This is a genomic window from Rhodoplanes sp. Z2-YC6860 (assembly GCF_001579845.1).
Classification (GTDB): Bacteria; Pseudomonadota; Alphaproteobacteria; order Rhizobiales; family Xanthobacteraceae; genus Z2-YC6860.
The window spans coordinates 998,109-1,021,358 of sequence record NZ_CP007440.1 but is presented as its reverse complement, the minus strand read 5'-3'; the positions used below and the strand labels follow the sequence as shown (position 1 = coordinate 1,021,358).

24 protein-coding genes are annotated in these 23,250 nt (G+C 64.3%); 19 read left to right on the top strand and 5 right to left on the bottom strand.

The window, feature by feature from the left end; translation table 11 throughout:
* Positions 1-5: 5 nt before the first annotated feature.
* The 3 genes from RHPLAN_RS04730 to RHPLAN_RS04720 are packed head-to-tail and all read right to left on the bottom strand — an operon-like array spanning position 6 to position 2,161.
* Positions 6-974 (bottom strand): cyclase family protein, encoded by a 969-nt coding sequence (locus RHPLAN_RS04730; protein ID WP_068014289.1) that lies wholly within the window; start codon positions 972-974, stop codon positions 6-8.
* A gap of 57 nt (positions 975-1,031) precedes the next feature.
* Positions 1,032-1,583 (bottom strand): cupin domain-containing protein, encoded by a 552-nt coding sequence (locus RHPLAN_RS04725; RefSeq protein WP_068014288.1) that lies wholly within the window; start codon positions 1,581-1,583, stop codon positions 1,032-1,034.
* A 2-nt stretch (positions 1,584-1,585) separates the two neighbouring features.
* Positions 1,586-2,161, bottom strand: coding sequence for a cupin domain-containing protein (locus tag RHPLAN_RS04720; protein WP_068014287.1), 576 nt, complete (start codon positions 2,159-2,161; stop codon positions 1,586-1,588).
* Positions 2,162-2,295: 134 nt separating this feature from the next.
* Here RHPLAN_RS04720 and RHPLAN_RS04715 point away from each other — a divergent pair, with 134 nt between their 5' ends.
* Positions 2,296-3,276 carry a Bug family tripartite tricarboxylate transporter substrate binding protein gene (locus tag RHPLAN_RS04715; protein WP_068014285.1) on the top strand — a complete coding sequence of 327 codons (981 nt, stop codon included), beginning with the start codon at positions 2,296-2,298 and terminating at the stop codon, positions 3,274-3,276.
* A gap of 142 nt (positions 3,277-3,418) precedes the next feature.
* Here RHPLAN_RS04715 and RHPLAN_RS04710 read toward each other — a convergent pair whose 3' ends face one another.
* Positions 3,419-4,549, bottom strand: a complete 1,131-nt coding sequence (locus RHPLAN_RS04710; protein ID WP_157100062.1) for an LLM class flavin-dependent oxidoreductase — start codon at positions 4,547-4,549, stop codon at positions 3,419-3,421.
* A gap of 91 nt (positions 4,550-4,640) precedes the next feature.
* Between RHPLAN_RS04710 and RHPLAN_RS04705 the strand changes: the two genes are divergently transcribed.
* The 9 genes from RHPLAN_RS04705 (at position 4,641) to RHPLAN_RS04665 (ending at position 13,241) form a co-directional block, all read left to right on the top strand.
* Positions 4,641-5,633: a Bug family tripartite tricarboxylate transporter substrate binding protein gene (locus RHPLAN_RS04705; RefSeq protein WP_068014283.1), complete on the top strand. Its 993-nt coding sequence runs from the start codon at positions 4,641-4,643 to the stop codon at positions 5,631-5,633.
* A 50-nt stretch (positions 5,634-5,683) separates the two neighbouring features.
* Positions 5,684-6,667, top strand: a complete 984-nt coding sequence (locus RHPLAN_RS04700) for a Bug family tripartite tricarboxylate transporter substrate binding protein (protein ID WP_068014281.1) — start codon at positions 5,684-5,686, stop codon at positions 6,665-6,667.
* Between the two features lie 24 nt (positions 6,668-6,691).
* On the top strand, positions 6,692-7,861 hold the full coding sequence (locus RHPLAN_RS04695) for an enolase C-terminal domain-like protein (protein WP_068014279.1): 1,170 nt from the start codon (positions 6,692-6,694) through the stop codon (positions 7,859-7,861).
* A 43-nt stretch (positions 7,862-7,904) separates the two neighbouring features.
* Positions 7,905-8,783, top strand: a complete 879-nt coding sequence (locus tag RHPLAN_RS04690) for an isocitrate lyase/PEP mutase family protein (RefSeq protein ID WP_068014277.1) — start codon at positions 7,905-7,907, stop codon at positions 8,781-8,783.
* Positions 8,780-9,778 carry an ABC transporter substrate-binding protein gene (locus tag RHPLAN_RS04685; RefSeq protein WP_068014275.1) on the top strand — a complete coding sequence of 333 codons (999 nt, stop codon included), beginning with the start codon at positions 8,780-8,782 and terminating at the stop codon, positions 9,776-9,778. The genes RHPLAN_RS04690 and RHPLAN_RS04685 overlap by 4 nt, the downstream gene beginning before the upstream one ends.
* Positions 9,779-9,800: 22 nt before the next feature.
* Positions 9,801-10,589 (top strand): ABC transporter ATP-binding protein, encoded by a 789-nt coding sequence (locus RHPLAN_RS04680; protein WP_068014273.1) that lies wholly within the window; start codon positions 9,801-9,803, stop codon positions 10,587-10,589.
* Positions 10,586-11,338, top strand: a complete 753-nt coding sequence (locus tag RHPLAN_RS04675) for an ABC transporter permease (protein WP_068014270.1) — start codon at positions 10,586-10,588, stop codon at positions 11,336-11,338. Before RHPLAN_RS04680 ends, RHPLAN_RS04675 begins: the two co-directional genes overlap by 4 nt.
* Complete coding sequence (locus RHPLAN_RS04670; protein ID WP_068014268.1) at positions 11,317-12,156, top strand: ABC transporter permease; 840 nt, start codon at positions 11,317-11,319, stop codon at positions 12,154-12,156. Before RHPLAN_RS04675 ends, RHPLAN_RS04670 begins: the two co-directional genes overlap by 22 nt.
* Positions 12,157-12,242: 86 nt before the next feature.
* Complete coding sequence (locus RHPLAN_RS04665) at positions 12,243-13,241, top strand: ABC transporter substrate-binding protein (protein WP_068014266.1); 999 nt, start codon at positions 12,243-12,245, stop codon at positions 13,239-13,241.
* On the opposite strand, the gene RHPLAN_RS40445 is transcribed toward RHPLAN_RS04665, so the two are convergent.
* Positions 13,234-13,413: a GDCCVxC domain-containing (seleno)protein gene (locus RHPLAN_RS40445; protein WP_237180255.1), complete on the bottom strand. Its 180-nt coding sequence runs from the start codon at positions 13,411-13,413 to the stop codon at positions 13,234-13,236. The two genes, RHPLAN_RS04665 and RHPLAN_RS40445, sit on opposite strands and share 8 nt — an antisense overlap.
* Before the next feature lie 291 nt (positions 13,414-13,704).
* On the opposite strand from RHPLAN_RS40445, the gene RHPLAN_RS04660 reads away from it, so the two are divergent.
* The 9 genes from RHPLAN_RS04660 (at position 13,705) to RHPLAN_RS04620 (ending at position 23,246) form a co-directional block, all read left to right on the top strand.
* Positions 13,705-14,670, top strand: coding sequence for a D-2-hydroxyacid dehydrogenase (locus RHPLAN_RS04660; protein WP_068014264.1), 966 nt, complete (start codon positions 13,705-13,707; stop codon positions 14,668-14,670).
* 61 nt (positions 14,671-14,731) lie between these two features.
* Complete coding sequence (locus RHPLAN_RS04655; protein WP_068014262.1) at positions 14,732-15,238, top strand: cupin domain-containing protein; 507 nt, start codon at positions 14,732-14,734, stop codon at positions 15,236-15,238.
* 30 nt (positions 15,239-15,268) lie between these two features.
* Positions 15,269-16,246, top strand: coding sequence for a Bug family tripartite tricarboxylate transporter substrate binding protein (locus RHPLAN_RS04650; RefSeq protein WP_068014260.1), 978 nt, complete (start codon positions 15,269-15,271; stop codon positions 16,244-16,246).
* Between the two features lie 194 nt (positions 16,247-16,440).
* Positions 16,441-17,847, top strand: coding sequence for an FAD-dependent oxidoreductase (locus tag RHPLAN_RS04645; RefSeq protein WP_198164718.1), 1,407 nt, complete (start codon positions 16,441-16,443; stop codon positions 17,845-17,847).
* A gap of 61 nt (positions 17,848-17,908) precedes the next feature.
* Positions 17,909-19,273: an LLM class flavin-dependent oxidoreductase gene (locus RHPLAN_RS04640; RefSeq protein ID WP_068014255.1), complete on the top strand. Its 1,365-nt coding sequence runs from the start codon at positions 17,909-17,911 to the stop codon at positions 19,271-19,273.
* Positions 19,274-19,438: 165 nt separating this feature from the next.
* Positions 19,439-19,918, top strand: a complete 480-nt coding sequence (locus RHPLAN_RS04635) for a DoxX family protein (RefSeq protein WP_068014253.1) — start codon at positions 19,439-19,441, stop codon at positions 19,916-19,918.
* Between the two features lie 28 nt (positions 19,919-19,946).
* Positions 19,947-20,753, top strand: a complete 807-nt coding sequence (locus RHPLAN_RS04630) for a class II aldolase/adducin family protein (RefSeq protein WP_068014250.1) — start codon at positions 19,947-19,949, stop codon at positions 20,751-20,753.
* 140 nt (positions 20,754-20,893) lie between these two features.
* Positions 20,894-21,172, top strand: coding sequence for a PilZ domain-containing protein (locus RHPLAN_RS04625; protein ID WP_068014248.1), 279 nt, complete (start codon positions 20,894-20,896; stop codon positions 21,170-21,172).
* A gap of 172 nt (positions 21,173-21,344) precedes the next feature.
* Positions 21,345-23,246 carry a L,D-transpeptidase scaffold domain-containing protein gene (locus tag RHPLAN_RS04620; RefSeq protein WP_084244309.1) on the top strand — a complete coding sequence of 634 codons (1,902 nt, stop codon included), beginning with the start codon at positions 21,345-21,347 and terminating at the stop codon, positions 23,244-23,246.
* Positions 23,247-23,250: the final 4 nt, after the last annotated feature.

Below are 23,250 nucleotides of genomic sequence, written 5' to 3'. Positions count from 1 at the left end.
ACGTCCTACTTGATCGCCAGCGGATTGACTGGCGAGCCGACGCCGCCGGTGATCGGAATCGCGGGCGCGACGAACAGGAACTCGTAGGTCTTGTCCCCGGCGCAGTCCTCGCCGAGCTCCTTCAACTCGAAGATCTCGCCCATGGTCATGCCCATGATCGGGATGGTGATCCAGTGCCAGGGCTGGTTGATGCCCTCTTCGCTCTCGTTCGGCCGCACCTCGCAGCCCCAGGTGTCGCTGGCGAGCGCCGCCAGTTCAGTGCGCTTGATCCACTCCAGCGTCTCGAAGGCGAAGCCCGGCGCGTCGCCGCCCGGATAGCCGTCCCAGCTTCCGATCTTCTGGCACTTCTCCATCTGGCCGGTGCGCACGATGACGTAATCGCCGCGCTTGACCTCGACCTTCTGGGCTTTGGCGCAGTCGTCGAGGTCCTTGCAGGTGATGCCGTAGCCGTCCTCGAGCGACTCGACGCCCTTCCACCGCGCGATGTCGAGGAACACGCCGCGGCCGACCATCTTGTTCTTGGTCTTCTCGATGCCGCACTTCTGCGCGCCCGCGCTGGTCACCTCGCGGCAGTCGTAGCCATTCCACATGTTGTTCTCATAGAAGATGTGGCCGAGCCCGTCCCACTGCGTGCCGCATTGCAGCGGCATCACCACCATATCGTCGGCGGCGCGGATGCCGCGCTTGTCGAGCACGCCCGAATAAGCGTCGGTGCCGGTGCGCAGCATGGTGTGCACCGGATTGATGCGGCCCATGGCCGGATACTTGCTCTTGGCGCCCTGCGGCCCGGTGTAGTCGAAATTGAGCGCGAGCGAGATTACCTTGCCCTTCTTGACGAGCCGCGTCGCCGCGATGATGTCCTCCGCCGAGGTGTAGTTCAGCGTGCCGATCTCGTCGTTCGGACCCCACTTGCCCCAGTTCTTGTACTTCTCGGCGGCATCGCGCAGGTCCTGACGGGTGTACTTCTTGGCCATGACATGTCCTCGGCTGGATTGAAGTGAACGGGAGTGAGTGGCGGGCAAACGAGCGCGTTACGGTGCACCGTCATGCAGCGAAAAGGCAATACGGCACGGCCTGTCGGAGCGGTTGCTCCAGGCGTGATTGGTGCCGCGCTGGACCACGGTGTCGCCGGCCTTCAGATGCACCTCGGCGGTGTCGAGCACGAGCGTGATCTCGCCTTCCAGAACCAGGCAGAAATCGAGCGTCCGGGTCTTCTGCATGTACGGGTGTGGCGCGTTCGGCGCATAGGTCGAAGCCTGCGGCGAGCCCATCGCGGCGAAGAACGCCTGCACTTCGGCGGCGCCGACCTTGCCGCGATAGCTGTTCTCCGGCGGGAACGTCACGATGCGGCACACCGAGCCGCCGCGCGGCGGTTCGATGGTGTGCGGCTGCGTGGCCGTGTCGTGGAACGCGCCGATGCGATGCGGCGATGAAGACGCGACCCAGATGCGCTCCGATGTGTAGCCGGGCCGCGCCGGATCGGTGCGGACATCTGGCGTCGGGCCGTCGGCGATGGCGACGGATTTTCCTTCATCGTCGTCGACGGTGATGATGCGGCGGGTCGGCTTCAATGCTGTGCTCATCGCTACACCTTCGGCTCGTGATCGAAGGCCGCGCCCATCATGACGAAGGCCATCAGGCTCGGACCGTTCACATTGGTCCAGCCGTGCCAGTTGCCGAGCTGCACCACGACGTCGCCGGCCTTCATCACCACGTTGCCGCGATCGAGCAGCAGCGTGCGCTCGCCCTCCAGCAGAATGCCGTAGTCGACCGTGGCCGACTTGTGCACCGGCGAGCTGAACAGGTTCTGCCCGGCGCGATCCCACACACCGTCGGGACGCAAGCGTGTCGGCCCGACCGGTTTATAGGTCGGGTCTTTCGCCGGATCGTAATCGGCGGGCTTGCCAGTCGACTGCACGATGCGCAGGTGCCCGCCTTCGTGCGGCGGCTCGAAGTGAAACGGCAGATTGCCGTCGTCGCGCGCGCCCGAGATGATCGCGGGCGCATTTTTGTAGACCCAGATGTCGGTCATGCAGGTGCCGCGGCTGATGGCGCCGGGATTGACGTTCGGCGCATCGCTGTCGAACAGCACGCAGGAGCGGCCCTGCGCGTCATTTCCCGTGACGACACGCCGGATCGGCTTCGGTTCGTTGGTCAGCATTTGCAAGTCTCGCGTTTCCGTCCCGACAGGAAGCTATTCGAGTTGGCCCCGCATTGTCAGCCGCCTTGCGTGCTCTATCATGCGCGCAACAGAGAGCGGCAACGCCCCGGCTTGTTCGACCAAGGAGAACGCGCGTGAGGAAACGTTCTGCGGCCGCCGTCATCGGCGGCGTGGCGCTGGCATTGTGTTCGGTCCAATCCGCTGGCGCGCAGGCGCAGAACTTCCCCAACCATCCGGTCAAGATCGTCGTCGGTCCGAGTCCGGACATCTTCTCGCGCATCGTTGCCGAGCATCTGCAGCAGGTCTGGGGCCAGCCCGTAATTGTCGAACCGCGGCCGGGCGCCGGCGGCAAGCTCGCGGTCAGCGCGGTGTCAAGCGCGCCGCCCGACGGCCACACCATGCTGTTTGCGACGCCGACCTACACACTCAACACGGCGATGAAGACCGCAACCTACGATCTGATGAAGGAACTCGTGCCAGTCGCCAACATCGGCGTGATTTCCTATGCGCTGGTGGCCCATCCGAGCGTGCCGGCAAAGACCGTCGCCGAGCTCGTCGCCTATGCGAAGCAAAATCCCGGCAAGCTCAACTGCGCTTCGGCCGGCATCGGCACCGTGCCGCATCTCGCCTGCGAATATCTCAACAAGGTCGCGGGTACCAACATCCTGCACGTGCCTTATCGCGACGTGAATTCTGGCACCATGGCGACCGTCGGAAACATCACCCAGATGTTCTTCGGTGTCTCGACCAGCGCCAAGTCGCAGATCGATTCTGGGACCCTGCGCGGGCTTGCGGTCAGCACGGCGCAGCGTTCGGTGCTGCTGCCGAACCTGCCGACCATGATGGAGTCAGGCTATCCGACCTTCAACATGCCGGGCTGGGGCGGATTGTTTGCGACGGCGGGGACGCCCGCGGACGTGGTCGACAAGATCAACCGGGAGGTCCAGCGCGCGGTGCTCAAACCGGAATCTCAAAAGCGCCTGATCGCCGCCGGCATGGAGACGCCGCCGCCGATGGACGCGGCGGCGTTCAAGACATTTGTCGAGGACGACATCAAACGCTGGACCGCGTTCGTCGCGGCGGTCGGCATCGACAAGCTCACCACGCAGCAGTGAGAGCGAGGTAGTAGCGACATCGGTGGTGAACTCCCTCCCCCTGAAAGGGGGAGGGTTGGGGGTGTGGGTCAGTTCGCGCACACAAAATTGACCCCCACCCGACCTCCCCCTTTCAGGGGGAGGTGAAGAGCTGTGGGACCGTCTACGCCGCCAAGCGCAAGCCGGCGCGCTGCAGCCGCGGCATCACCTCGTCGCAGAAGAACGGCAGTTCGTCGGCGTAGTTGACCAGCGACACCGCGATGCCGGACAAGCCGGCGCGGCTCAGCTCGATCAGCTTGCCGGCGATATGGTCCGGATCGCCGACGATCGGCACGCCGCTGTTGCCGTGCGCGAATTGCGCGCGCTGCCGCATGAATTCGTCATGCGGCGTGGTCGCGGGCGTGATGTTGCGCAGTGCCAGAAGCTGATCGACCGCCGCCCAATCGGCCTGATCGACCACCACGTGATGGTGATACTCCTCGGCCTCCTTCATGGTCGCCCGGCAGGTGATGACGCCGACCGTGAACACGCCGATCTCGCGGCCGAGCGCCGCGGCCTCAGCCTTCACGGATGCAACACGCTCGGCGGTCTCGGAAACCGACGTGCGCGACGACTGCATGAAGAAGGCGTCGCAGTTTCGCACCGCAAAGGCGCGGCCGACCGCCGACGCGCCGGCATTCATGATCACCGGTTGCGTCCCGCCATAGGGCTTCGGCTTAGCGCGCACCTTCTTGAGCCTGATGAAGGCACCGTCGAAATCGAAATCGTCGCCGGGCGACCACATCCGTTTGATGGCGTCGATCCACTCTTGCGCATATTCGTAGCGACTGGCGTGCTGGCGCTGCTCGACGCCGAACATCTCGAACTCGCCTTCGTTCCAGCCGACCACGATGTTCAGCCCGAAGCGGCCTTCGCCGATGTGATCGGCCGTCGCCATCTGCTTCGCCGCGATGATCGGATGAAACAGCGGCGCGTGCACGGTGCCGAACACGGTGATGCGCTTGGTCGCGGCCAGAAGCCCGCAGGCCCAGGTCACGGTTTCGAGCGTCGCCTCCTGATAGCCGGTGTCGCCGCCGTAACCCTTCCAGCGGCCGATCGGCAGCATGAAATCGATGCCGGCGTCGTCGGCCATCTGCACCAGGCGATGATTGTCCGTCCAGGTGCCCGACCAGCGCTCCGGCACCTTGGTGACGGCGCGGCCCGACGAGCAGTTAGCGCCGAACAATCCGATCTTCAGCGCATTGCCGCCTTGCATCATTCGTCGCGGCGACAATGTGGAATTTGCAATCTGCACGATTATCCCTCAGGCTCTGCTCAACCCGGCCGTGAGACCGGTCGCGTTCACAACGCCAATAACAAAGAAATCACGAACAAGAGGAAGCGTCATGGCCGATTTTCTTGGAGTACGCCGTGCTTTCCTGCTCGGTGCCTTCGTTGTCGCAACGTCCTGCGTGGCCGCTCCCAGCGCGGGCTTCGCCGAAAATTATCCGAACAAGCCGGTCAAGATCATCATCCCGTTTCCGGCGGGCGGCGTCACCGACATCGCCGGCCGCTTGATCGCGCAGCGGCTGTCGGAACGGCTCGGCCAGCAGTTCTTCATCGAGAATGTCGGCGGCGCCGGCGGCAATCTCGGCATGGAGAAAGTCGCGCATTCGCCGGGCGACGGCTACACGGTGCTGCTGTCGTCGTCGAGCGTGACGGTCAATCCGAGTCTCTACGCCAAGATGCCGTTCGATGTGGAGAAGGAGCTGATCCCGGTCACCAAGGCGGGCGGCTCGCCAAACTCATGGCTGGTCAATCCCGATTTTCCGGCCAAGTCCATGAAGGAGCTGGTTGAGCTGTTCAAGAAGGCGCCCGGCAAATACAGCGTCGGCTCACCCGGCGCCGGCACCACGCCGTCGCTGTCGATCGAGCAGCTCAAGTTCGACCTCAACGTCAACTTCGTCACAGTGCCGTTCGCAGGCGGCGGGCCGATGACGCAATCGCTGCTCGGCGGCCACGTGCCGATCTCGTGCGGCGCGATCGGCAACTCAGTGCCGCTGATCAAGGAAGGGAAAATTCGCGCGCTCGGGATCACAGCCAAGAAGCGGCTCGAGACGCTGCCCGATGTGCCGACGCTCGACGAGATGGGCATCAAGGGCATGGAGGCGGAAACCATCACCGGCGTGTTCGTGCCGGCCGGCACGCCCAAGGAGATCGTCAACCTGCTGCAAAAGGAAATCGCCACGGTCGTGAAGTCGCCGGACATCAAAGCCCGGCTCCTCGAGTTCGGCATCGTGCCGGAGGGCGACACGCCGGCCGAGTTCGCGGCCTACGTGAAGGCCGACATTGCCAAGTGGAAACGGGTGATCGAGACTGCGAAGGTTCCGAAAATCTAGGGTCTACCTGGAACAATAAGAAAACTGGAAACGCCATCGGGAGAATGGGAATGAAGTTTGCTATCCGGGCGCTGGCGTTCAGCGCCACGCTGCTGTTTGCTGCTCAGGCTTTTGCGCAAGGCGCCGGCCCTGGTGGCTGGCCGAATAAGCCGGTGAAAATCATCGTGCCGTTCGCGCCGGGCGGTCCGACCGACACCGCGGCGCGGCTGATCTCGCAGAAGATGTCCGAGAATCTGAAGCAGCAGTTCTACATCGAGAACCAGGCCGGCGCGGGCGGCAATCTCGGTATGGGCAACGCCGCGAAGGCAGCGCCCGACGGCTACACCATCCTGTTCGTGTCATCGAGCTTTGTGGTCAATCCAAGCCTCTACGACCGCGTGCCCTACGACCCGTACAAGGACTTCACGCCGCTCACGGTCGCCGCCACCGCGGCGAATGTGCTGCTGGTCAATCCGGCCGTGCTGCCGGTGAACACTCCGAAAGAGCTTGCCGACCTCATCAAGGCCAATCCGGGCAAGTACACCTTCGCGTCAGCCGGAACCGGCACCACGCCGCATCTCTCCGGCGAATTGTTCAAGCTCACCTACAAGCTCGATACGGTTCACGTGCCGTTTGGCGGCGCGGGGCCGGCGATCCAGTCGATCGTCGCGGGCCACACGCCGCTCGCCTTCACGTCGCTGCCGCCAGCGGTGCCGTTCATCAAAGACGGCACGCTTCGCGCGCTCGCGGTTGCGAACAAGACAAGGGTCAAGGTGCTGCCGGACGTGCCGACACTCGCCGAGGCCGGCATTCCGGATCAGGAGGCCGACACATTCCAGGCCGTTCTGGTTCCGGCCGGCGTGCCGAAGGATATCTCCAACTTCATCTACCAGGAGGTGGTGAAGGCGACGAAGTCGCCGGAGGTCACCGCCAAGATGGATCAGCTCGGACTGGAGATCATCTGCAACACGCCGGAGGAGTTCGCGCGCCAGATCAAGTTTGAGATCGACAAATGGGGCAAGGTGATCCACGACGCCGGGATCAAGGTGCAGTAGCTCGCGTCCGGCGGAGGAACGTCCATGCGTATCGTCGATATCCGCGAAACCGCGATCCCGCTGAAGTCCGATCTCCGCAACTCCGGATTCGACTTCTCCGAAATGACCACCTCGGTGGTCGCGGTCATCACCGACGTGATCCGCGACGGCAGGCCGGTGGCGGGCTTCGCCTTCAACTCCACCGGCCGCTACGCCTGCGGCGCGCAGATGCGCGCGCGATTCATTCCGCGGATTCTCAAGGCCGAGCCGAAATCGTTGCTCAACGAAGCGGGCGACAATCTCGACCCGGAAAAGATCCTCGCCGTGATGATGCGCAACGAGAAGGCGGGCGGCCACAGCGAACGCTCGGTCGGCATCGGCACCATCGAGGTGGCGGTGTGGGACGCGGTCGCCAAGATCGAAGGCAAGCCGCTGCACCGCGTGCTGGCCGAGCGCTTCAGCGGCGGCAAGGTGCAGGACAAGGTATTCTGCTACGTCGGCGGCGGCTGGTACGCCCCGGGCAAGACCACCAGGGATTTGCAGGACGAGATGCGGCGCCATCTCGATTCCGGCTACACCATGGTGAAAATGAAGGTCGGCGGCATGACGGTCGCCGAGGACTGCGCCCGCGTCGAGGCGGTGCAGACCGTGGTCGGCAACCGCGGCACGCTCGCGGTCGACGCCAACTGCAAGTTCACCCGCGACGAGGCGCTGACCTACGCCAAAGCGCTGTCGCCCTACAAGCTTCGCTGGTTCGAGGAGCCCTGCGATCCGCTCGACTATGCGACGCTCGCCGAGGTCTCGGAGGCCTATGACGGCGCGCTATCGACCGGCGAGAATCTCTTCTCCACGCAAGACGTCGAAAACCTGGTCCGCTTCGGCGGCCTGAAGGCCTCCCGCGGCGACATCATCCAGGTCGATCCGCCGCAGGCCTATGGCATCGTGCAATACGCCCGCACGCTCGACATGCTTGCGAGCCACGGTTGGCCGCGCGCGGGCTTGTTCCCGCACGGCGGCAACCAGATGTCGCTGCACATCGCCGGCGGCTTCGGGTTGGGCGGCGCCGAATCCTATCCCGGCGTGTTCGGCGCATTCGCGGGCTTCGCCGACGATGCGAAGCTCGACAACGGCTACCTCAAGTTGCCCGACCGGCCCGGCATCGGCTTCGAGGGTCAGGCGGCGCTTTATCGCATCATGAAGGACCTCGCTGCGTAGACGCCCGGCAAACAAGCTTGCTACGTTCACGCCGGGGAATGCGATGAACGAACAACCGACCTGGAGGGATCTGCTCAGGCGCGAGCAGCCGTTGCTGCTGCCCTGCGCCCATGACGCGCTGTCGGCGCGGCTCATCGAGCGCGCCGGTTTCGCGGCTTATTCAATCGGCGGCTTCGCGCTGGTCGGCTCGCGTTATGGCATTCCGGACATCGGACTTGCGGCGTTCAGTGAGATCAGCGCGGGCATCCGCGACATCATGGGCGCGACCAGGCTTCCGGTGCTGGTCGACGGCGACACCGGCTACGGTGACGTCAAGAATGTCACCCACACCGTCGAAGGCTATGAAGCGCTCGGCGCATCCGCGATCTTCATCGAGGATCAGGTGGCGCCGAAGCGCTGCGGCCATATGGTCGGCAAGGACGTGATCCCCGCCGACGTCATGGTGAGGAAGATCAAGGCCGCGGCGGCTGCGCGGCGCAGCAAGGACTTCTTCCTCATTGCCCGCACCGACGCCCGGGCCGTTCACGGTCTCGACGACGCATTGCGCCGCGGCGAGCAATATCTCGAAGCCGGCGCCGACGGCATCTTCATCGAGGCGCCGCAATCGATTGAAGAGCTTCGGCGCATTGGCCGCGCATTCCAGGGTGCGCCGCAGATGGCCAATATGCTGGAGGGCGGCCAGACTCCGATGCTGCCGCCGGCCGAACTGAAGGCCATGGGATTTGCGATCGTGGCCTATCCCACTTCGGTGATCTTCCGCGTGGCGCGAACCATCGAAAGAGCACTGGCCGATATCAAAGCCGGGCGGCCGGGCACGAGCGGCGACAGCGTCGACTTCGCAGGCTTCAAGGATATCACCGGCTACGAGCACTGGGCGCAGATCGAGGACAAGTACGCGCCACCGCTTCGGAGCAAGGCATGATCCGCCTCGCGACTTGGCTGCTTGCAGCCATTGTCCTGTGGCCCGCGTCATCCCTCGCGCAGACAAAAGTGCGGCTCGCGGTCGGCGGCCAGCCAGCCCTGTTCTACCTGCCGCTCAACGTCACCGACCGGCTTGGCTACTTCAAAGACGAAGGACTCGACGTCACGATCATTGACGCATCCGCCGGCGGCCGCGCACTGCAGGCGCTGATGGGCGGCAGCGCCGATGTGGTCACCGGCTCGTTCGACCACACCATCCAAATGCAGGCGAAAAAGCAGCCCATCACGGCGGTGGTGCAGCTCGGCCGCTTTCCGGGTTTCGTGCTGGGGCTGGTCGGACCGAAGGCTCCGGCCTATCGCGGCCCGGCCGATCTCAAAGGCATGAAGATCGGTATCACGGCGCCGGGCTCGAGCACGCATTTCATGGCGCTGCACATGATGGCGCAGGCCGGCCTCAAGCCCGACGATGCCTCCTTCATCGCCACCGGCGCCGGCGCAACCGCGGTCGCGGCCGCGCGCCGTGGCGAGATCGATGCCATGATCAACGTCGACCCGGTGATCAGCCAGCTTGAAAGCGAGAAGACGATCCGCGTCGTCGCCGACACGCGCACTGAGCAAGGCACGCGGCTGGTCTACGGTGGGCTCTATCCCGCGGCGGTGCTTTATCTGCCGCCCGCCTATGCGCAGAACAATCCCAGGACGGTGCAGTCGCTGACCAACGCCTTTGTCCGCGGGCTGAAATGGATAGCGACCCACTCGCCCGAGGACATCGCCAAGGTGATGCCGGCCGAACATGCGCTCGGCGACATGGAACTGTTTACCCGTGCGATCGCAAAAAGCCTGCCGATGTATTCTCCCGACGGCCGCTTCACGGTGGAAGGCGCCGAGACCGCATTGAAGGTGCTGCGCGAGTTCGACCCCGGCATCCGCGATGCCGCAATCGATCTTTCGGCAACTTACACGAGCGCTTTTCTCGATAAGGTGGTCACGCGATAATCCTCAGAAAGATGCAAGCCCGATGACCGAGCCGCAGATCGCCGTCGACAAGGTCTGTCATGTGTATCGTCCGCCGCGCGGCAAACCGGTGCTGGCGCTGGACGATGTTTCGCTGGAGGTGCGGCCGCGCGAATTTCTAGCGCTGCTCGGTCCTTCCGGTTGCGGCAAATCCACCCTGCTCTACCTGATCGGCGGCTTTCTTCCGATCGAGAAGGGCGCGATCGCGGTGAACGGTGCGCCGGTGAAGGCGCCGGGACCCGACCGCGGCATCGTGTTCCAGCATTTCGCGCTGTTCCCCTGGAAGACCGTGCGCGAGAACGTGCTGTACGGCCTCGAGCGGCAGAACATGCCGAAGGCCGAACGACTCGCACGGGCCGCGCAGTTCATCGATCTCGTCGGACTTTCGGGTTTCGAGGACAGCTTCCCGTCGCAGCTTTCCGGCGGCATGAAGCAACGCACCGCGCTCGCAAGGACGCTCGCCTTCGATCCGAGCATCCTCCTGATGGACGAGCCGTTCGGCGCGCTCGACGCGCAGACCCGGCACCTGATGCAGTCGGAGCTCCTCGGCATCTGGCAGCGCACGCCGAAGACCGTGATCTTCGTCACCCACGACGTGCAGGAGGCTGTCTATCTCGCCGACCGCGTCGCCGTGATGTCGGCGCGTCCCGGCCGGATCAAGACCATCGTCGACACCAAGTTCGACAAGAACGATCCAGGCGTGTTCAAGACCAAGGGCTTTGTCGACAAGGTCGACGAGCTCTGGAACCTGGTCCGCGACGAGGCCATCAAGGCGGAGCGCCGCAAACCATGAAATCGGTGTGGCTCCGCTATCTGCCGCTGGTCCTGCTGGCCATCGCCTGGGAAGCGGTCTCGCGTTTGGGCCTGGTGTCGAGCTCCGCGCTGCCGCCGCTCAGCGACGTGATCGCGAGCTGGATCGATCTCATCAAGACCGGCGAGCTGGTCAGCAATGCCGGCGCGTCGCTCTATCGCGCCGCCGCGGGGCTCGCGCTTGCGATCGTCATCGGAGCGGCGCTCGGCATCGGCATGGCATGGTCGAAACCGGTCAACGTGGTGGTCGCGCCGATCGTCGAGATCTTCTATCCGCTGCCGAAGTCGGCGCTGATTCCGGTGACGGTGATCTGGCTCGGCTTGGGTGACGGCTCGAAAATCCTGCTGATTTTTCTCGGCTGCATGATCCCCGTGACGATCGGCGCCTTCAACGGCGCCCGCTCGAGCGAGCAGACGCTGGTCTGGTCGGCGCGTAGCATGGGCGCGGGGCGCCTGCGCATGCTGTGGGATGTGGTGCTGCCAAGCGCCATGCCGGAATTGCTTAATGGCATCCGCACAGCGCTGGCGCTGTCCTTCATCCTGCTGGTCTCGGCCGAGCTGATCGTGGCGCGGGCGGGCTTCGGCTACCTGATCGGGTTCCTCGGCGCCAACGGCGCCTATGACTCGATGTATGCGGTGGTGCTCACCGTGGCGCTGCTCGGCTTCGCCGCCGACCGCGGATTTCAGCTCATCATGAACCGGATGCTGCAATGGCGCGAACAGACGCACTAGCTCCGGATGCAGCGGCGCTCGCCGCGCCCACGCCGTCGCTCGCGCGCACGGTGCTCTGGAGCATCGCGCGGATGTCTTCGGTGCTGGCGCTGCTGATCGGCTGGGAGGTTCTGGCCCGAAGCGGCACGTTCACGCCTTTCGTGCTGCCTTCGCTCACTTCGGTGGTCGAACGCATCTGGTCGGACGCCCTGTCCGGCGAGCTTTTCATCAACATCGGCCTGACGATGTATCGGGCGCTGGTCGGCTTTTTCATCTCGATGATCGGCGGCATCGTGATCGGCGCGGCCATGTCGCGCAACGTCATCGCCAACTGGTTCTTCGATCCGATCGTCTCGGTCGGCTTCCCGATGCCGAAGATCGCGTTTCTACCCGTGGTCATCCTCTGGCTCGGCGTCTATGACGTCTCCAAGATCACCATCGTGGTGATCGACGCGATCTTTCCGGTGATCGCCGCAACCGTGCTCGCGATCCGCGGCGTCGAGCATGAACTCATCTGGTCGGCGCGAAACATGGGCGCGACCGACCGCCAGGTCCTGACGCAGGTCGTGCTGCCCGCAGCCCTGCCGCAGATTCTCACCGGGCTGCAGGTCGCGTTGCCCATCTCGATGATCGTCGCCGTGGTGGCCGAGATGCTGATGGGCGGTTACGGGCTCGGCGGCGCCATGATGACCGCCTCGCGCTTTGCCGATTCGCGCGGTGTGTTCGCCGGCATCGTCGAGATCGCCATCGTGGGTTATGTGCTGATCAAGCTGATGGCCATGCTGCGGCGGCGGCTCCTGATCTGGCACCCGGAGGCCAACGAGCCGGCGACCGTTTGATCCGCGTCATTGGCGCATCTTGCGCGGGTATGGTCGCGGTGCTCTAGTTTTCACCAACAACACATCGTCCCCAGGGAGGACATGCAATGCGCTCGCTGAAACTCGCGCTGGCTGCTGTCGCTGCCGTCATTTCGCTTGGCGCGGCCCGCGCCGAGCCGGTCAAAATCCGGATGGCCTGGGTGGCGCCGGTGTCGAACTGGGCCTCGATTATCCTCGAGAAGCAGGACCTCGCCAAGCACATCGGCAAGTCCTACACGCTCGAAGCGGTCCGCTATGCCGGCACGCCGCCGATGATGACGGCAATTGCGACGGGCGAGCTCGAGATCGCCAACCTCGCCTATTCGACCTTCCCGCTCGCGGTCCAGAACGCCAACCTCGACGATCTGCGTATCATCGCCGACGAATTTCAGGACGGCGTCCCGGGCTACGCGACCAACGAATGGGCCGTGGCCAAGGACAGCCCGATCAAGGAGATCAAGGACCTCAAAGGCAAGGTGATCGCCACCAACTCGGTGGGCAGCGCCGTCGATATCGCGGCGCGCGCGATGCTGCGCAAGGCCGGCCTCGAGGACAAGCGCGACTACACGGTGATCGAAGCGCCGTTCCCCACCATGAAGGCGATGCTGCAGGAGAAGAAGGTCGATCTTGCGCCGTACGTATTGCCGTTCTCGTTCGATCCGCAGCTGCAGCAGATCGCGCGGCCGCTGTTCTCCAGCAAGGACGCGATCGGCGTGTCGCAGTTCATCATCTGGGCGGCCCGCAAATCCTTCATCGACAAGAACCGCGCCGCGATGGTCGACTTCATGGAGGACATGCTCCGCATCGAGCGCTGGTTCCTCGACCCGAAAAACCACGAGGAGGTGATGAAGATCGCCGCGAAGGTGACGAAGTCGCCGCCCGAGCGCTGGGACTGGCTGTTCACCAAGCGCGATTATTATCGCAACCCCGACATGATCCCCGATCTCAAGGCGCTGCAGTCCAACATCAACCTCACGCACGAGCTCGGCTTCATCAAAGCGCCGATGGACGTGAGCAAGTACGCGGATCTGAGCCTGGTCGAAGAAGCGGCCAAACGCGTCAAGTAAGTCGATCAGCCTGGATCGGCGGACACGGGACGGAGCCGTACGAGCAGAACACGCAGCAGTCGCCGGCTGTCGGCCGCAGTGTGGCGCCACAGCCGGTGCACAGATAGACGATCTGGCAGGCATCGCGCGGCATCTCTTCCGGCTTCGATGTTCCGCAATGGGGGCACGTCATCACCGATCGCGTGACGATGTCGGAATCCGCGTGTGTCTGGCGTGCGCCGGAAGAGCAGCAGGCACTCATGTCGATGGCCTCGACGGTTCGCGGATGCGTCTTGTCGCTTTAGACCTGTCTTGCGACCTCAACCAGCCACGAAAGCGTGACCTCGATCCCCGGCTTGGAGTCCCGCCATGCGATACATCGCAAGGCCGCGCATCCGCTCGCTTCGCGCCAGCAACGCGTGACGCCGCCGCGTCCAACGGATACAAATCGCAACCATTTCGTCGCGTTCAGGACCGATCTGTCATGCCTCGCCTTCTGATTGTTCTTACGTTCCCGCCCGACGTGACCGAGCAATACCGCGTCCAGCTCAGTCAGAAATTCCCGGACATCGAAATCGAAGTTGCGGCGACCGCCGACAAGGCCACGGCAGCGTTTCCGCAGGCCGATATGCTGCTCACCTTCGGGCAGATGATGAAGAACCTGAAGCTCGAGCTCGGAGGCGCCGCCAAGCTCCGATGGGTGCAGGCGCTCGGCACCGGGCTCGACGGCATCACCGACCAGCCGGCGCTGAAGCCGCAAGTCACCGTGACGAGCCTGCACGGCGTGCATGGCGCGCCGGTGTCGGAGGCGGCGCTCGCCTCGATGCTGGCGCTGTCACGCGATCTGCCGGGCTTCGTGCGCGCCCAGGACGAGCATGCCTGGAAGCGCTGGCCCGCGAAGCTCCTGCAGGACAAGACTTGCGGCATCCTCGGCATCGGCGTGATTGCCGAAGCGCTGGCGCCGAAGTGCAAGGCGCTCGGGATGAAGGTGGTCGGCTTTACATCCGCACCGCGGCAGGTCGCGGGCTTCGATCGGGTGCTGCCGGCGAGCGACCTGATCAAGACATTGCCGGAGATCGACCACTTCGTGCTGCTGACGCCCTACTCGGCCGCGACGCATCACATGATCAACGCCGAGGTCTTCGCCGCGATGAAGCCCACGGCCTTCCTCACCAACCTTGCCCGCGGCGGGGTGGTCGACGAGGACGCGCTGATCGAGGCGCTGCGGCAGAAAAAGATCGCAGGCGCGGCGCTCGACGTGTTCAACCAGGAGCCGCTGCCGCCCGACAGTCCGCTGTGGACGTTCAAGAACGTCATCATCACCACGCATCAGGGCGGTTTTTGCGACACCTATGTCGACCTCGCAATGCCGATCCTCGAGCACAACATGCGCTGCTTCCTCAAAGGCGACCTGAAGGGCATGATGAACGTCGCCAGGGCGGCGGCGTGAGGCACGCGGTCCCCGGAATGACGGCGGTGAGAACTGCGAATACGAAAGGGAGTGAACCACAATGAACGATTTTCCGAACCTGCCGCCGCCGGTGCGCCGCGTCGTGACCGGACATGACGACAACAACGTCGCCAAGGTTCTGATCGACGGCCGCGCCACCAACCATAAGGGCGCCGGGGCGCGCTCCACGCTGATGTGGATCACCGACCAGAATCCGGCAGACATCAGCGTCGGCGAGAACGCCGAGGACATGGGCGCTCGCATCGTCGGCACGCCGCCGCCCGCGAACGGCACGCGCTTCTGCGTGATCGATTTCCCGCCCGGCAACCCAGCGCACATGCACCGCACCGAGACGATCGATTATGTGATCGTCATCGAAGGCGAGATCGACATGGACATGGACGACTCGACCGTGAAGCTGAAGGCGGGCGACGTCATGATCCAGCGCGGCACCAACCACGCCTGGGCCAACCGTGGCACGAAGCTGGCCCGCGTCGCCTTCGTGCTGGTGGATGCAAAGCCCCTCGGCCTCGGCAAGCCCGTGATGGGCATGAACAGCGCGCGATAAAAAGCCGAAAATAACGGCAAGGAGGAAACCATGCTGGACGCACCGGGCGGATTTCGCGCGGGCGCGCTCGCGCTCCTGTTTGCGCTGTTCGCGAGTGCAGCCGTCGCACAAAGCTATCCCAACGGCCAGGTGCACATCATCGTGCCGACGCAGCCCGGCGGCGTCACCGACACCATGGCGCGCATCGTTGCGCAGGGGCTGGGCGAAAGCCTGAACCAGACCGTAATCGTCGACAACCGTCCGGGTGGCAACGGCGGGGTCGGCGCCCAGGCGGTGGAGCGCTCGCCGGCCGACGGGCTGACGTTGATGGTCACGTCGGACGCCACCATCACGGCCAACCCGTTCATGTCGAACAAGCTTCTGTACAACGCGTCGGCCTTCACGCCGATCGTCGTGCTGTGCCGCGGCACGCCGGTTCTGGTGGTGAACTCTTCGGTGCCAGCCAAGTCCACGCAGGAGCTGATCGCGCTGGCCAAAGCCAAGCCGGGCACGCTGAACTACGGCTCCTACGGCATCGGCACCTATGCGCATCTCAGCATGGAGGACTTCAAGCTTCGCACCGGCACCGACATCGTGCACATCCCGTTCCGCGGCGCGGCGCCGGCCGCGAACGCGCTGCTGGCCGACGACGTCAACATGCTGCTGCTCAACCTCAGCAGCATCGCCGGCCACGAGCCGAGCGGAAAGGTGCGCATCCTCGCGGCCGCGGGCGCCAAACGCATCACGACGCGGCCCAACCTGCCGACCATCGCGGAATCGGGCGTGCCGGGCTTTCAGACGTCGGTGTGGTTCGGGCTGTTCGGCCCGCCCAACATGCCACCGGAGCTGACGGCGAAGATCCACGCCGACGTCAGCAAGGTGCTCGATTCGCAACGGTCGAAGGAATTCTTCGAGAAGAACACGTTCGAGCGCGTGACGCTGACGCCGCCGGAATTCGTGCAGCTCATCGCGGACGACTCGAAGCATTGGGAAGCCATCATCAAGAAGGTCGGCGCGAAGATCGATTGAAATGAAGCGCGCTGGTGCAGCATGTGTCCCGGGCACAGTGCAGCACGGAGCGTAGCGCAGTGCTGCACTGTAGACCCGGGACCCCGGTTTCTTGATATTAGAAAGCAAGCTGGGTCCCGGATCAGCAGCGTACCATTTGGCGCTTCGCGCTCATGCTGCGCCGCGTCCGGGACACGTGTGGAGAGAGCGCAGGCATGAGCGAGAGTGAATTGATGTTTGACGTCATCGTCATCGGCGGCGGCATCGCCGGAATGGTGGCTGCCAACCGCGCCGGCCAGCTCGGCAAGCGCGTTGCCGTGCTGGAGAAGAGCACGGAAGAGAAATACATCTGCAATTCGCGGATCACCTACGGCACGTTCCACATCAACTTCACGAGTCCGCTCACAGGCGAAGACGAACTCGTCCGCAAGATCGACACCTGCACCGAAGGCCATGCCCGCAAGGATTTGGGCCGCGCGGTCGCCAAGGAAAGCCGCCGGCTGATGCAGTGGCTGACAGATGAAGGCATCGATCTGTCCGATCTCGGCCAGTACCACACTCACGTCTTGTCGCCGGTGGCGCGCACCGGCTCCGGACTGAAATGGGAGAACTATGCCGGTGACATCGCGCTCCAGCGCCTGGAGGCGGCTCTCAAGAAGCGCGGCGGGCAGCTCCTGCGCGGCACCCGGGCCACGGCGCTGAAGCTTGCCAAGGATGACATCGAGGTCGAAGCCCAGCAGGCCGGCGCAGCCAAGACCTTCAAGGCCAAGGCGGTGGTCATCGCCGACGGCGGCTTCACGGCCAATGCCGAACTGGTGCGCGAGCACGTGTCGCGGACGCCCGAGAAACTCCTGCAGCGTCACGGCGGCGCCGCGAACGGCGACGGCTTGCGCATGGCACAGGCCGTTGGCGCGGCGCGCAGCACCGAGATGGGCAGCTTCTACGGCCATCTGCACAGCCGCGACGCCATGACCGCCGGCAATCGCATGTGGCCGCGCCCGCAAGCCGATGACGTGGCAGCGGCCTCGATCGTAATCGACGCGAGCGGCCGCCGCGTCGCCGACGAAGGCTTCGGCGGGATCTATCTGTCGAACGCCATCGCTCGCCTGCCCGACCCGCTCGGCACCACCATCATCTTCGATCAAGCGGTCTGGGACGGCCCCGGCCGCAACCACGTGCAGCCGCCGAACCCACTGGTGCCGGACGAAGGCGGCACGCTGCACAAGGCGAACATGCTCGCCGAACTCGCCGGCCTGATCGGACTTGCGCCCGAGAGGCTCGAAGCCGTGGTCGCCGATTACAACAAAGCCATCGAGGCCGGCACGCTCGACAAGCTCGATCCGCCGCGCCGGCCGAGCGGTGCGAAAGCCTGGCCGATCAAGACCGCACCGTTCTATGCCATGCCGATCTGCACGGCGATCACCAACACCATGGGCGGCATCGTGGTCGACGGACAGGCGCGCGTGCTCGACACGAAAGGTTCGCCGATCCCTGGCCTGTTCGCCGCGGGCTCGACGGTCGGCGGCCTCGACGGCGGTCCGCATTCCGGCTACGTCGGCGGCTTGATCAAGGCGGTGATCGGGCTCATTGCGGCGGAAACAATCAGCAAGTCCGCGCCTTGAGCCACCGCTGCTTGCGCCTAGTTGCTGCGCAGCGGTAAATTCCGCCGCGAGGAAACGCACCATGGCAAGACCAAAAGGCCAGCTCCGGCTCGGCGCCTTCTTCAATCCGACCGGCCACCATGTCGCCTCGTGGCGGCATCCTGGCGCGCAGGCTGACGCCGGTATCAACTTCAAACACTATGTCGAGATCGCGCAGACCGCCGAGCGCGCCAAGTTCGACATGATCTTCCTTGCCGACAATATCTGCGTCCGCGAGGCCAACATGGAGGCGCTGTCGCGCTCGGCGCAGTACATCGCCAACTTCGAGCCGATCACGCTGATCTCGGCGCTCGCCGGCGTCACCGAGCGCATCGGACTGACCTGCACGGCTTCGACGAGCTACAACGAGCCGTTTCATGTGGCGCGGAAGTTCGCCTCGCTCGACCACATCAGCGGCGGACGCGCCGGCTGGAATCTCGTCACCTCCGGCATGGCCGCAGAAGCCAGAAATTTCAACCGCGACGCCCATTTCGGCCATGCCGAGCGCTACGAGCGCGCCAACGAATTCGCCGAGATCGTCACCGCGCTTTGGGATAGCTGGGACGACGACGCGTTCATGCGTGACAAGGCGAGCGGCGATTTCTTCGATCCCGAGAAGCTCCACACGCTCAATCACAAAGGCAAGCACTTCTCGGTGCGCGGGCCGCTCAACATTCCCCGATCGCCGCAAGGCCATCCGGTGATCGTGCAGGCCGGAACATCCGACGACGGCATGGACGTCGCGGCGCGCTTTGCCGAAGTCATCTTCGGCGCGCCGCTGACCAAGGAGGCGTCGCAGACCTATTTCAAGGAGGTCAAGACGCGGGCGCAGGACAAGTTCGGAAGAAATCCCGACCATCTCAAGGTGATGCCTGGCTTGAGCATCTATGTCGCCCGCACCGAGGCCGAGGCCAACGAAAAGTTCGACTACCAGAACTCGCTGATGCATCCGGTCGTCGCGCGCGAGATCCTTTCGACCGTGCTCGGCAATGTCGACCTCACGCCTTACGACTTCGACGGGCCGCTTCCCGAGAACCTGCCGATGTCGAACGCGAGCCAGAGCACGTTCAAGTACGTCACGGAGCTTGCCAGGAAAGACAAGCTCTCGATGCGCCAGATCGCCCAGGTGGTGGCCGGCGCGCGCGCCAAGATGGTGATCAAGGGCACGCCGGCGCAGGTCGCCGATCACATGGAGCATTGGTTCGTCGACGAGGCGGCCGACGGCTTCAACATCATGCCGCCCTATCTTCCAGGCTCGTTCAACGACTTCGTCGAACTGGTGATCCCGGAGCTGCAGCGCCGCGGCCTGTTCCGCACCGAATACACCGGCCGCACCTTGCGCGATCATCTCGGGCTGCCCCGGCCACCGAGCCGCTACACCGCCAGCGCCAAAGAAGCCGCGGAATGAACTTGGTGGTTTCTCCGCAATGACAAACCTCTCCCGGCCTCATGGTGAGGAGCCGCGTGCAGCGCGGCGTCTCGAACCATGGGGCCGCCACGGTGGCCGCCACATCCTTCGAGACGCATCGCTTCGCGATGCTCCTCAGGATGAGGGCGGAGCAGATACCGCACCATGAATGGCAACGCTCCACTGCTCATCCCCGCCCTCGGCGCTGTCTACGCAGCGTTGGCGCCGTGGATCGAGGCGCTGCTGCGCTTTGCAGTCGGCGCCGCCATGGTGCCGCATGGCATGCGGATGTGCCTCGGCTACTTCCCCGGCACGGGCGGACCGATCAACACCGTGAAGGGCGTCGCTGCACTCTACGACAAGAAGGGCTTCAGTCCCGGCTGGTTCTGGGCTTACGGCACCGTGCTGACCCAGTTCGTCGCCGCGCCCTGCGTTGCGCTCGGCCTGTTCACGCGGCCGATGGCGCTGCCGCTGTTCGCGCTGCTGGCGCTCTCGGCCTACGACCACGCCAAATACGACGGCTGGTTCTGGAACAAGCTCGGCATCGAGTATCCCGGCATGTGGGCGCTCGGTGTCCTGTATTTCCTCATCAACGGCGGCGGGCCGATTTCGCTCGACCACCTGCTGCTGGGTTTCGAATTCTGAGGGGCGCATTTTTTCTTGAGGAGCCACCATGGCCGACAACCTCGCCGAGGCACGCCACAATCTCGCGGTCGCCAACCGCATCGTTTCCTATGAGGGCATCATCGACGCCTTCGGCCATGTCAGCATGCGGCATCCGACCAAGCCGGACCGCTATCTGATCTCGCGCTCGCGTTCGCCCGAGGTCGTAGAGGCTGCCGACATTTACGAATACACGCTCGACAGCGAGCCGGTGACACCGCTGCCCGCGGGCATCCGCGGCTATGGCGAGCTCGTGATCCACGGCGAGATCTACAAGGCGCGCCCCGACGTCAACGCAGTCGCGCATCATCACAGCATGGCATTCCTGCCGTTCTGCAACTCCGGCGAAGAACTTCTGCCGCTCTATCACATGGGTGCGCAGATCGGCGAACAAGTGCCGTTCTGGGATAGCCGCGACGAATTCGGCGATACCAATCTGCTGGTGCTGAAGCCGGAGGAAGGCCAATCGCTCGCCAGGGCGCTCGGACCCTACTGGCTGGTGCTGATGCGCCGGCACGGCGCGACTGTCGCCGCCAAAAATCTCACCGAGCTGGTGTTTCGCACCATCTACAGCACCCGCAACGCCGAGCTGCAGTTGATGTGCAAGGCACAGGGCCACGCGCTGAGTCCGCTGACTAAAGGCGAAGCCCGCATGGCCTGGGAGCGTAATCTCCAGCCGCGACCGCAGGCACGAGCCTGGGAATACTGGTCGACGCGGCTGCGCAAAGCCGGCGAGTACCCGGCGGGTGCGCCGAAAGCCCGCGCCACCTCCGCAACGACACGCGGCAAGAAGGTCGCGGGACGCAAGAAACGCTGAAAACGCGCGGTTCGCAGCGCGTGCATGCAATTCGATAAAAATCAAAGCGAATTTGAGAGAAACTAAAGCCAGCGGCTTAGTGCGTTATTGCTGAGTCGCTGGCTACTGATCCCCATATTATCCCTGGGGTATCACCTTCCATGCTCAGCGACCGTCGCGGCAGCCGACGCTACACCATCAACCGCATCGCGAAATTTCAGGCCGACGCTTACGCGCTGCCGCGCGACTGTATGATCAGCGACATCTCCGACAGCGGCGCACGGCTGTTTGCCGAGGGCATCGACATCCCGGATCAATTCAATCTCCTGATTGACAACGACGCGCGCGGACTGCGCCGGCAATGCGAGGTGGTGTGGCGGCTGGGCTACGAGCTTGGCGTCCGGTTCATCGATCGCGCTCCCCCTGGCTGGCGCATCTGAAGCGTTCGGCGGCCCAGCCGCATTACTCTCCCGGAGCCGGCATCTTTTTTGCGATGAGCGCTTCGGTGACCCCGCTGGGCGTCGCCCCGATCGCGCCACATTGGTAAATCCGTCGGAGCAAATGTTCGTGTTCGGGTTGAACCTCTAACGACGTCGTAACCACAAAGGCATAATGTGCGCGGTCGAGCGATCGGAACGATTCGCACGGTTATCGCGTTATTTACGGCAATCCAGGGGAACTGTTTTTATGCGCAAATTCCTGCTCGCCACCACAGCTGCGGCAGTGGTGCTCACAATGACCGGCAGGGTTTTTGCCGAGAATGAACCGCCGACCGCCACGATTGCGCCGCCCAAGGCGGCGACCCCCGAAGGCCTCCTGTTCAACAAGGACGCGAGCGAGGCCAAACCGATCGAGGCCAAGCCCGCGACTGAGGCCAACCCGGCCGATGCCAAACCTGCCGAAATCAAGCCGACCGAAGCCAAGCCTGTCGAAACCAAGCCGGCCGAGCAGGCCGCCGCACCGGCTGCCCCCGAATTGGGGCCCGTGGCCCAGCAGATCCGCGACATCGTCGAAGGCAAGTTCAGCCAGTACATTCCCCGCGAGCAGGACCGCGTCGGCGTGACCGCGTTCTACAAGGCCCGCAACTACGCACCGCTTTGGGTTGCCGACGGCAAGGAAACGCCGCGCGCCCAACAGGTTGCCGATTTCCTGGGCAAGGTGACGGCTGACGGCCTCAATCCCGAGGACTACCCGGTGCCGCAATTCGGCAACACCGACCCGGCGAAGTCCGCAGCCAACGAATTGGCCCTGACCCATTCGATCTTGAACTACGCCCGCCATGCCTCGCTCGGCCGCGTGGCCTTCTCCCGCGTCAGCGGCGCGGTCTATTACGACCAGAAGGCGCAGACGCCGGATGCGGCAGCGGTGCTGACCAAGCTTTCCGAGACCGACAACGTCGGCAAGGTGCTCGATTCGTATGAGCCGCAGCACCACTACTACAAGGCGCTGAAAGCCGAACTCGCGGCGGCGCGCGGTGGTCAATTCTCCGAGATCGACAACAACCGCGGCCCGGTGAAGGCCACCGAGCCTGCCAAGAGCGCCAAGGCCAAGGGCAAAAAAGTCGAAGAGGCCGCGCATCCCGCCAACGCCACGGTCGACACCATCATCGCCAACATGGAGCGCTTCCGCTGGATGCCGCATGAACTCGGCAACGCCTACGTGATGGTCAACATCCCCGACTACACCCTGCGGCTGGTGCAGGATGACAAGGTGGTCTGGCAGACCAAGATCGTGGCCGGCAAGCCGGGCCAGCATGCCACTCCGCTGCTCACCGAGACGATGAAGTTCATCACGGTGAACCCGACGTGGAATGTGCCGCCGTCGATCATCCGCAACGAATACCTGCCGGCCTTGGCGCAGGATCCGAATGCGCTGAACCGCATCGGCCTCAAGGTCACGCACAATGCGGATGGCTCGATCCGCATCTACCAGCCGCCGGGCGAGAGGAATGCGCTCGGCCGCATCCGCTTCAACTTCCCGAACCGCTTCCTGGTGTATCAGCACGACACCCCAGACAAGCACCTGTTCGACAAGTCCGTGCGCGCCTTCAGCCACGGCTGCATGCGGGTGCAGAATCCGGATATGTATGCCGAGAAGCTCCTTGGCGTGTCGCAGCCCGAGGAGGGCTACACCCAGGCCCGCATCAAGGGGATGTACGGCTCAAACGAGCGCAACATTAACTTCAAGCATCCGATCCCGGTGTACATCACCTATCAGACCGTGTTCACCGACGACGCCGGCCACAAGCAGGTGCGCGCCGACGTCTACGGTCTCGACAAGGACATCAAGAACGTTCTGCACGGCGAGCGCGGCAAGGCCGACGTTCCGGTTGCGCGGAACTACAACTCCAGCAGCAAGCCGGTGGCATCGAACGGCGGCAATCGCCGGTACTCCTCGGCGTACGAATCGAACGACAACGGCTGGGGCGGTTCGCCGTGGCGGCAGCAACAGCAGAACGGCTGGGGCGGCGGCGGTGGTTTCTTCGGCGGCAGCCGCTTCGGCGGAATGTGGTAACCGC

Excerpts from the sequence above, each read along its gene's own strand:
- RHPLAN_RS04625 (WP_068014248.1), top strand. The coding sequence starts at position 20,894 with ATGCTCAGCGACCGTCGCGGCAGCCGACGCTACACCATCAACCGCATC.
- RHPLAN_RS04665 (WP_068014266.1), top strand. The coding sequence starts at position 12,243 with ATGCGCTCGCTGAAACTCGCGCTGGCTGCTGTCGCTGCCGTCATTTCG.
- RHPLAN_RS04705 (WP_068014283.1), top strand. The coding sequence starts at position 4,641 with ATGGCCGATTTTCTTGGAGTACGCCGTGCTTTCCTGCTCGGTGCCTTC.
- RHPLAN_RS04680 (WP_068014273.1), top strand. The coding sequence starts at position 9,801 with ATGACCGAGCCGCAGATCGCCGTCGACAAGGTCTGTCATGTGTATCGT.
- RHPLAN_RS40445 (WP_237180255.1), bottom strand. The coding sequence starts at position 13,413 with ATGACGTGCCCCCATTGCGGAACATCGAAGCCGGAAGAGATGCCGCGC.
- RHPLAN_RS04635 (WP_068014253.1), top strand. The coding sequence starts at position 19,439 with ATGAATGGCAACGCTCCACTGCTCATCCCCGCCCTCGGCGCTGTCTAC.
- RHPLAN_RS04630 (WP_068014250.1), top strand. The coding sequence starts at position 19,947 with ATGGCCGACAACCTCGCCGAGGCACGCCACAATCTCGCGGTCGCCAAC.
- RHPLAN_RS04645 (WP_198164718.1), top strand. The coding sequence starts at position 16,441 with ATGAGCGAGAGTGAATTGATGTTTGACGTCATCGTCATCGGCGGCGGC.
- RHPLAN_RS04620 (WP_084244309.1), top strand. The coding sequence starts at position 21,345 with ATGTGCGCGGTCGAGCGATCGGAACGATTCGCACGGTTATCGCGTTAT.
- RHPLAN_RS04675 (WP_068014270.1), top strand. The coding sequence starts at position 10,586 with ATGAAATCGGTGTGGCTCCGCTATCTGCCGCTGGTCCTGCTGGCCATC.
- RHPLAN_RS04690 (WP_068014277.1), top strand. The coding sequence starts at position 7,905 with ATGAACGAACAACCGACCTGGAGGGATCTGCTCAGGCGCGAGCAGCCG.
- RHPLAN_RS04670 (WP_068014268.1), top strand. The coding sequence starts at position 11,317 with ATGGCGCGAACAGACGCACTAGCTCCGGATGCAGCGGCGCTCGCCGCG.
- RHPLAN_RS04660 (WP_068014264.1), top strand. The coding sequence starts at position 13,705 with ATGCCTCGCCTTCTGATTGTTCTTACGTTCCCGCCCGACGTGACCGAG.
- RHPLAN_RS04720 (WP_068014287.1), bottom strand. The coding sequence starts at position 2,161 with ATGCTGACCAACGAACCGAAGCCGATCCGGCGTGTCGTCACGGGAAAT.
- RHPLAN_RS04685 (WP_068014275.1), top strand. The coding sequence starts at position 8,780 with ATGATCCGCCTCGCGACTTGGCTGCTTGCAGCCATTGTCCTGTGGCCC.
- RHPLAN_RS04640 (WP_068014255.1), top strand. The coding sequence starts at position 17,909 with ATGGCAAGACCAAAAGGCCAGCTCCGGCTCGGCGCCTTCTTCAATCCG.
- RHPLAN_RS04650 (WP_068014260.1), top strand. The coding sequence starts at position 15,269 with ATGCTGGACGCACCGGGCGGATTTCGCGCGGGCGCGCTCGCGCTCCTG.
- RHPLAN_RS04700 (WP_068014281.1), top strand. The coding sequence starts at position 5,684 with ATGAAGTTTGCTATCCGGGCGCTGGCGTTCAGCGCCACGCTGCTGTTT.
- RHPLAN_RS04725 (WP_068014288.1), bottom strand. The coding sequence starts at position 1,583 with ATGAGCACAGCATTGAAGCCGACCCGCCGCATCATCACCGTCGACGAC.
- RHPLAN_RS04655 (WP_068014262.1), top strand. The coding sequence starts at position 14,732 with ATGAACGATTTTCCGAACCTGCCGCCGCCGGTGCGCCGCGTCGTGACC.
- RHPLAN_RS04730 (WP_068014289.1), bottom strand. The coding sequence starts at position 974 with ATGGCCAAGAAGTACACCCGTCAGGACCTGCGCGATGCCGCCGAGAAG.
- RHPLAN_RS04695 (WP_068014279.1), top strand. The coding sequence starts at position 6,692 with ATGCGTATCGTCGATATCCGCGAAACCGCGATCCCGCTGAAGTCCGAT.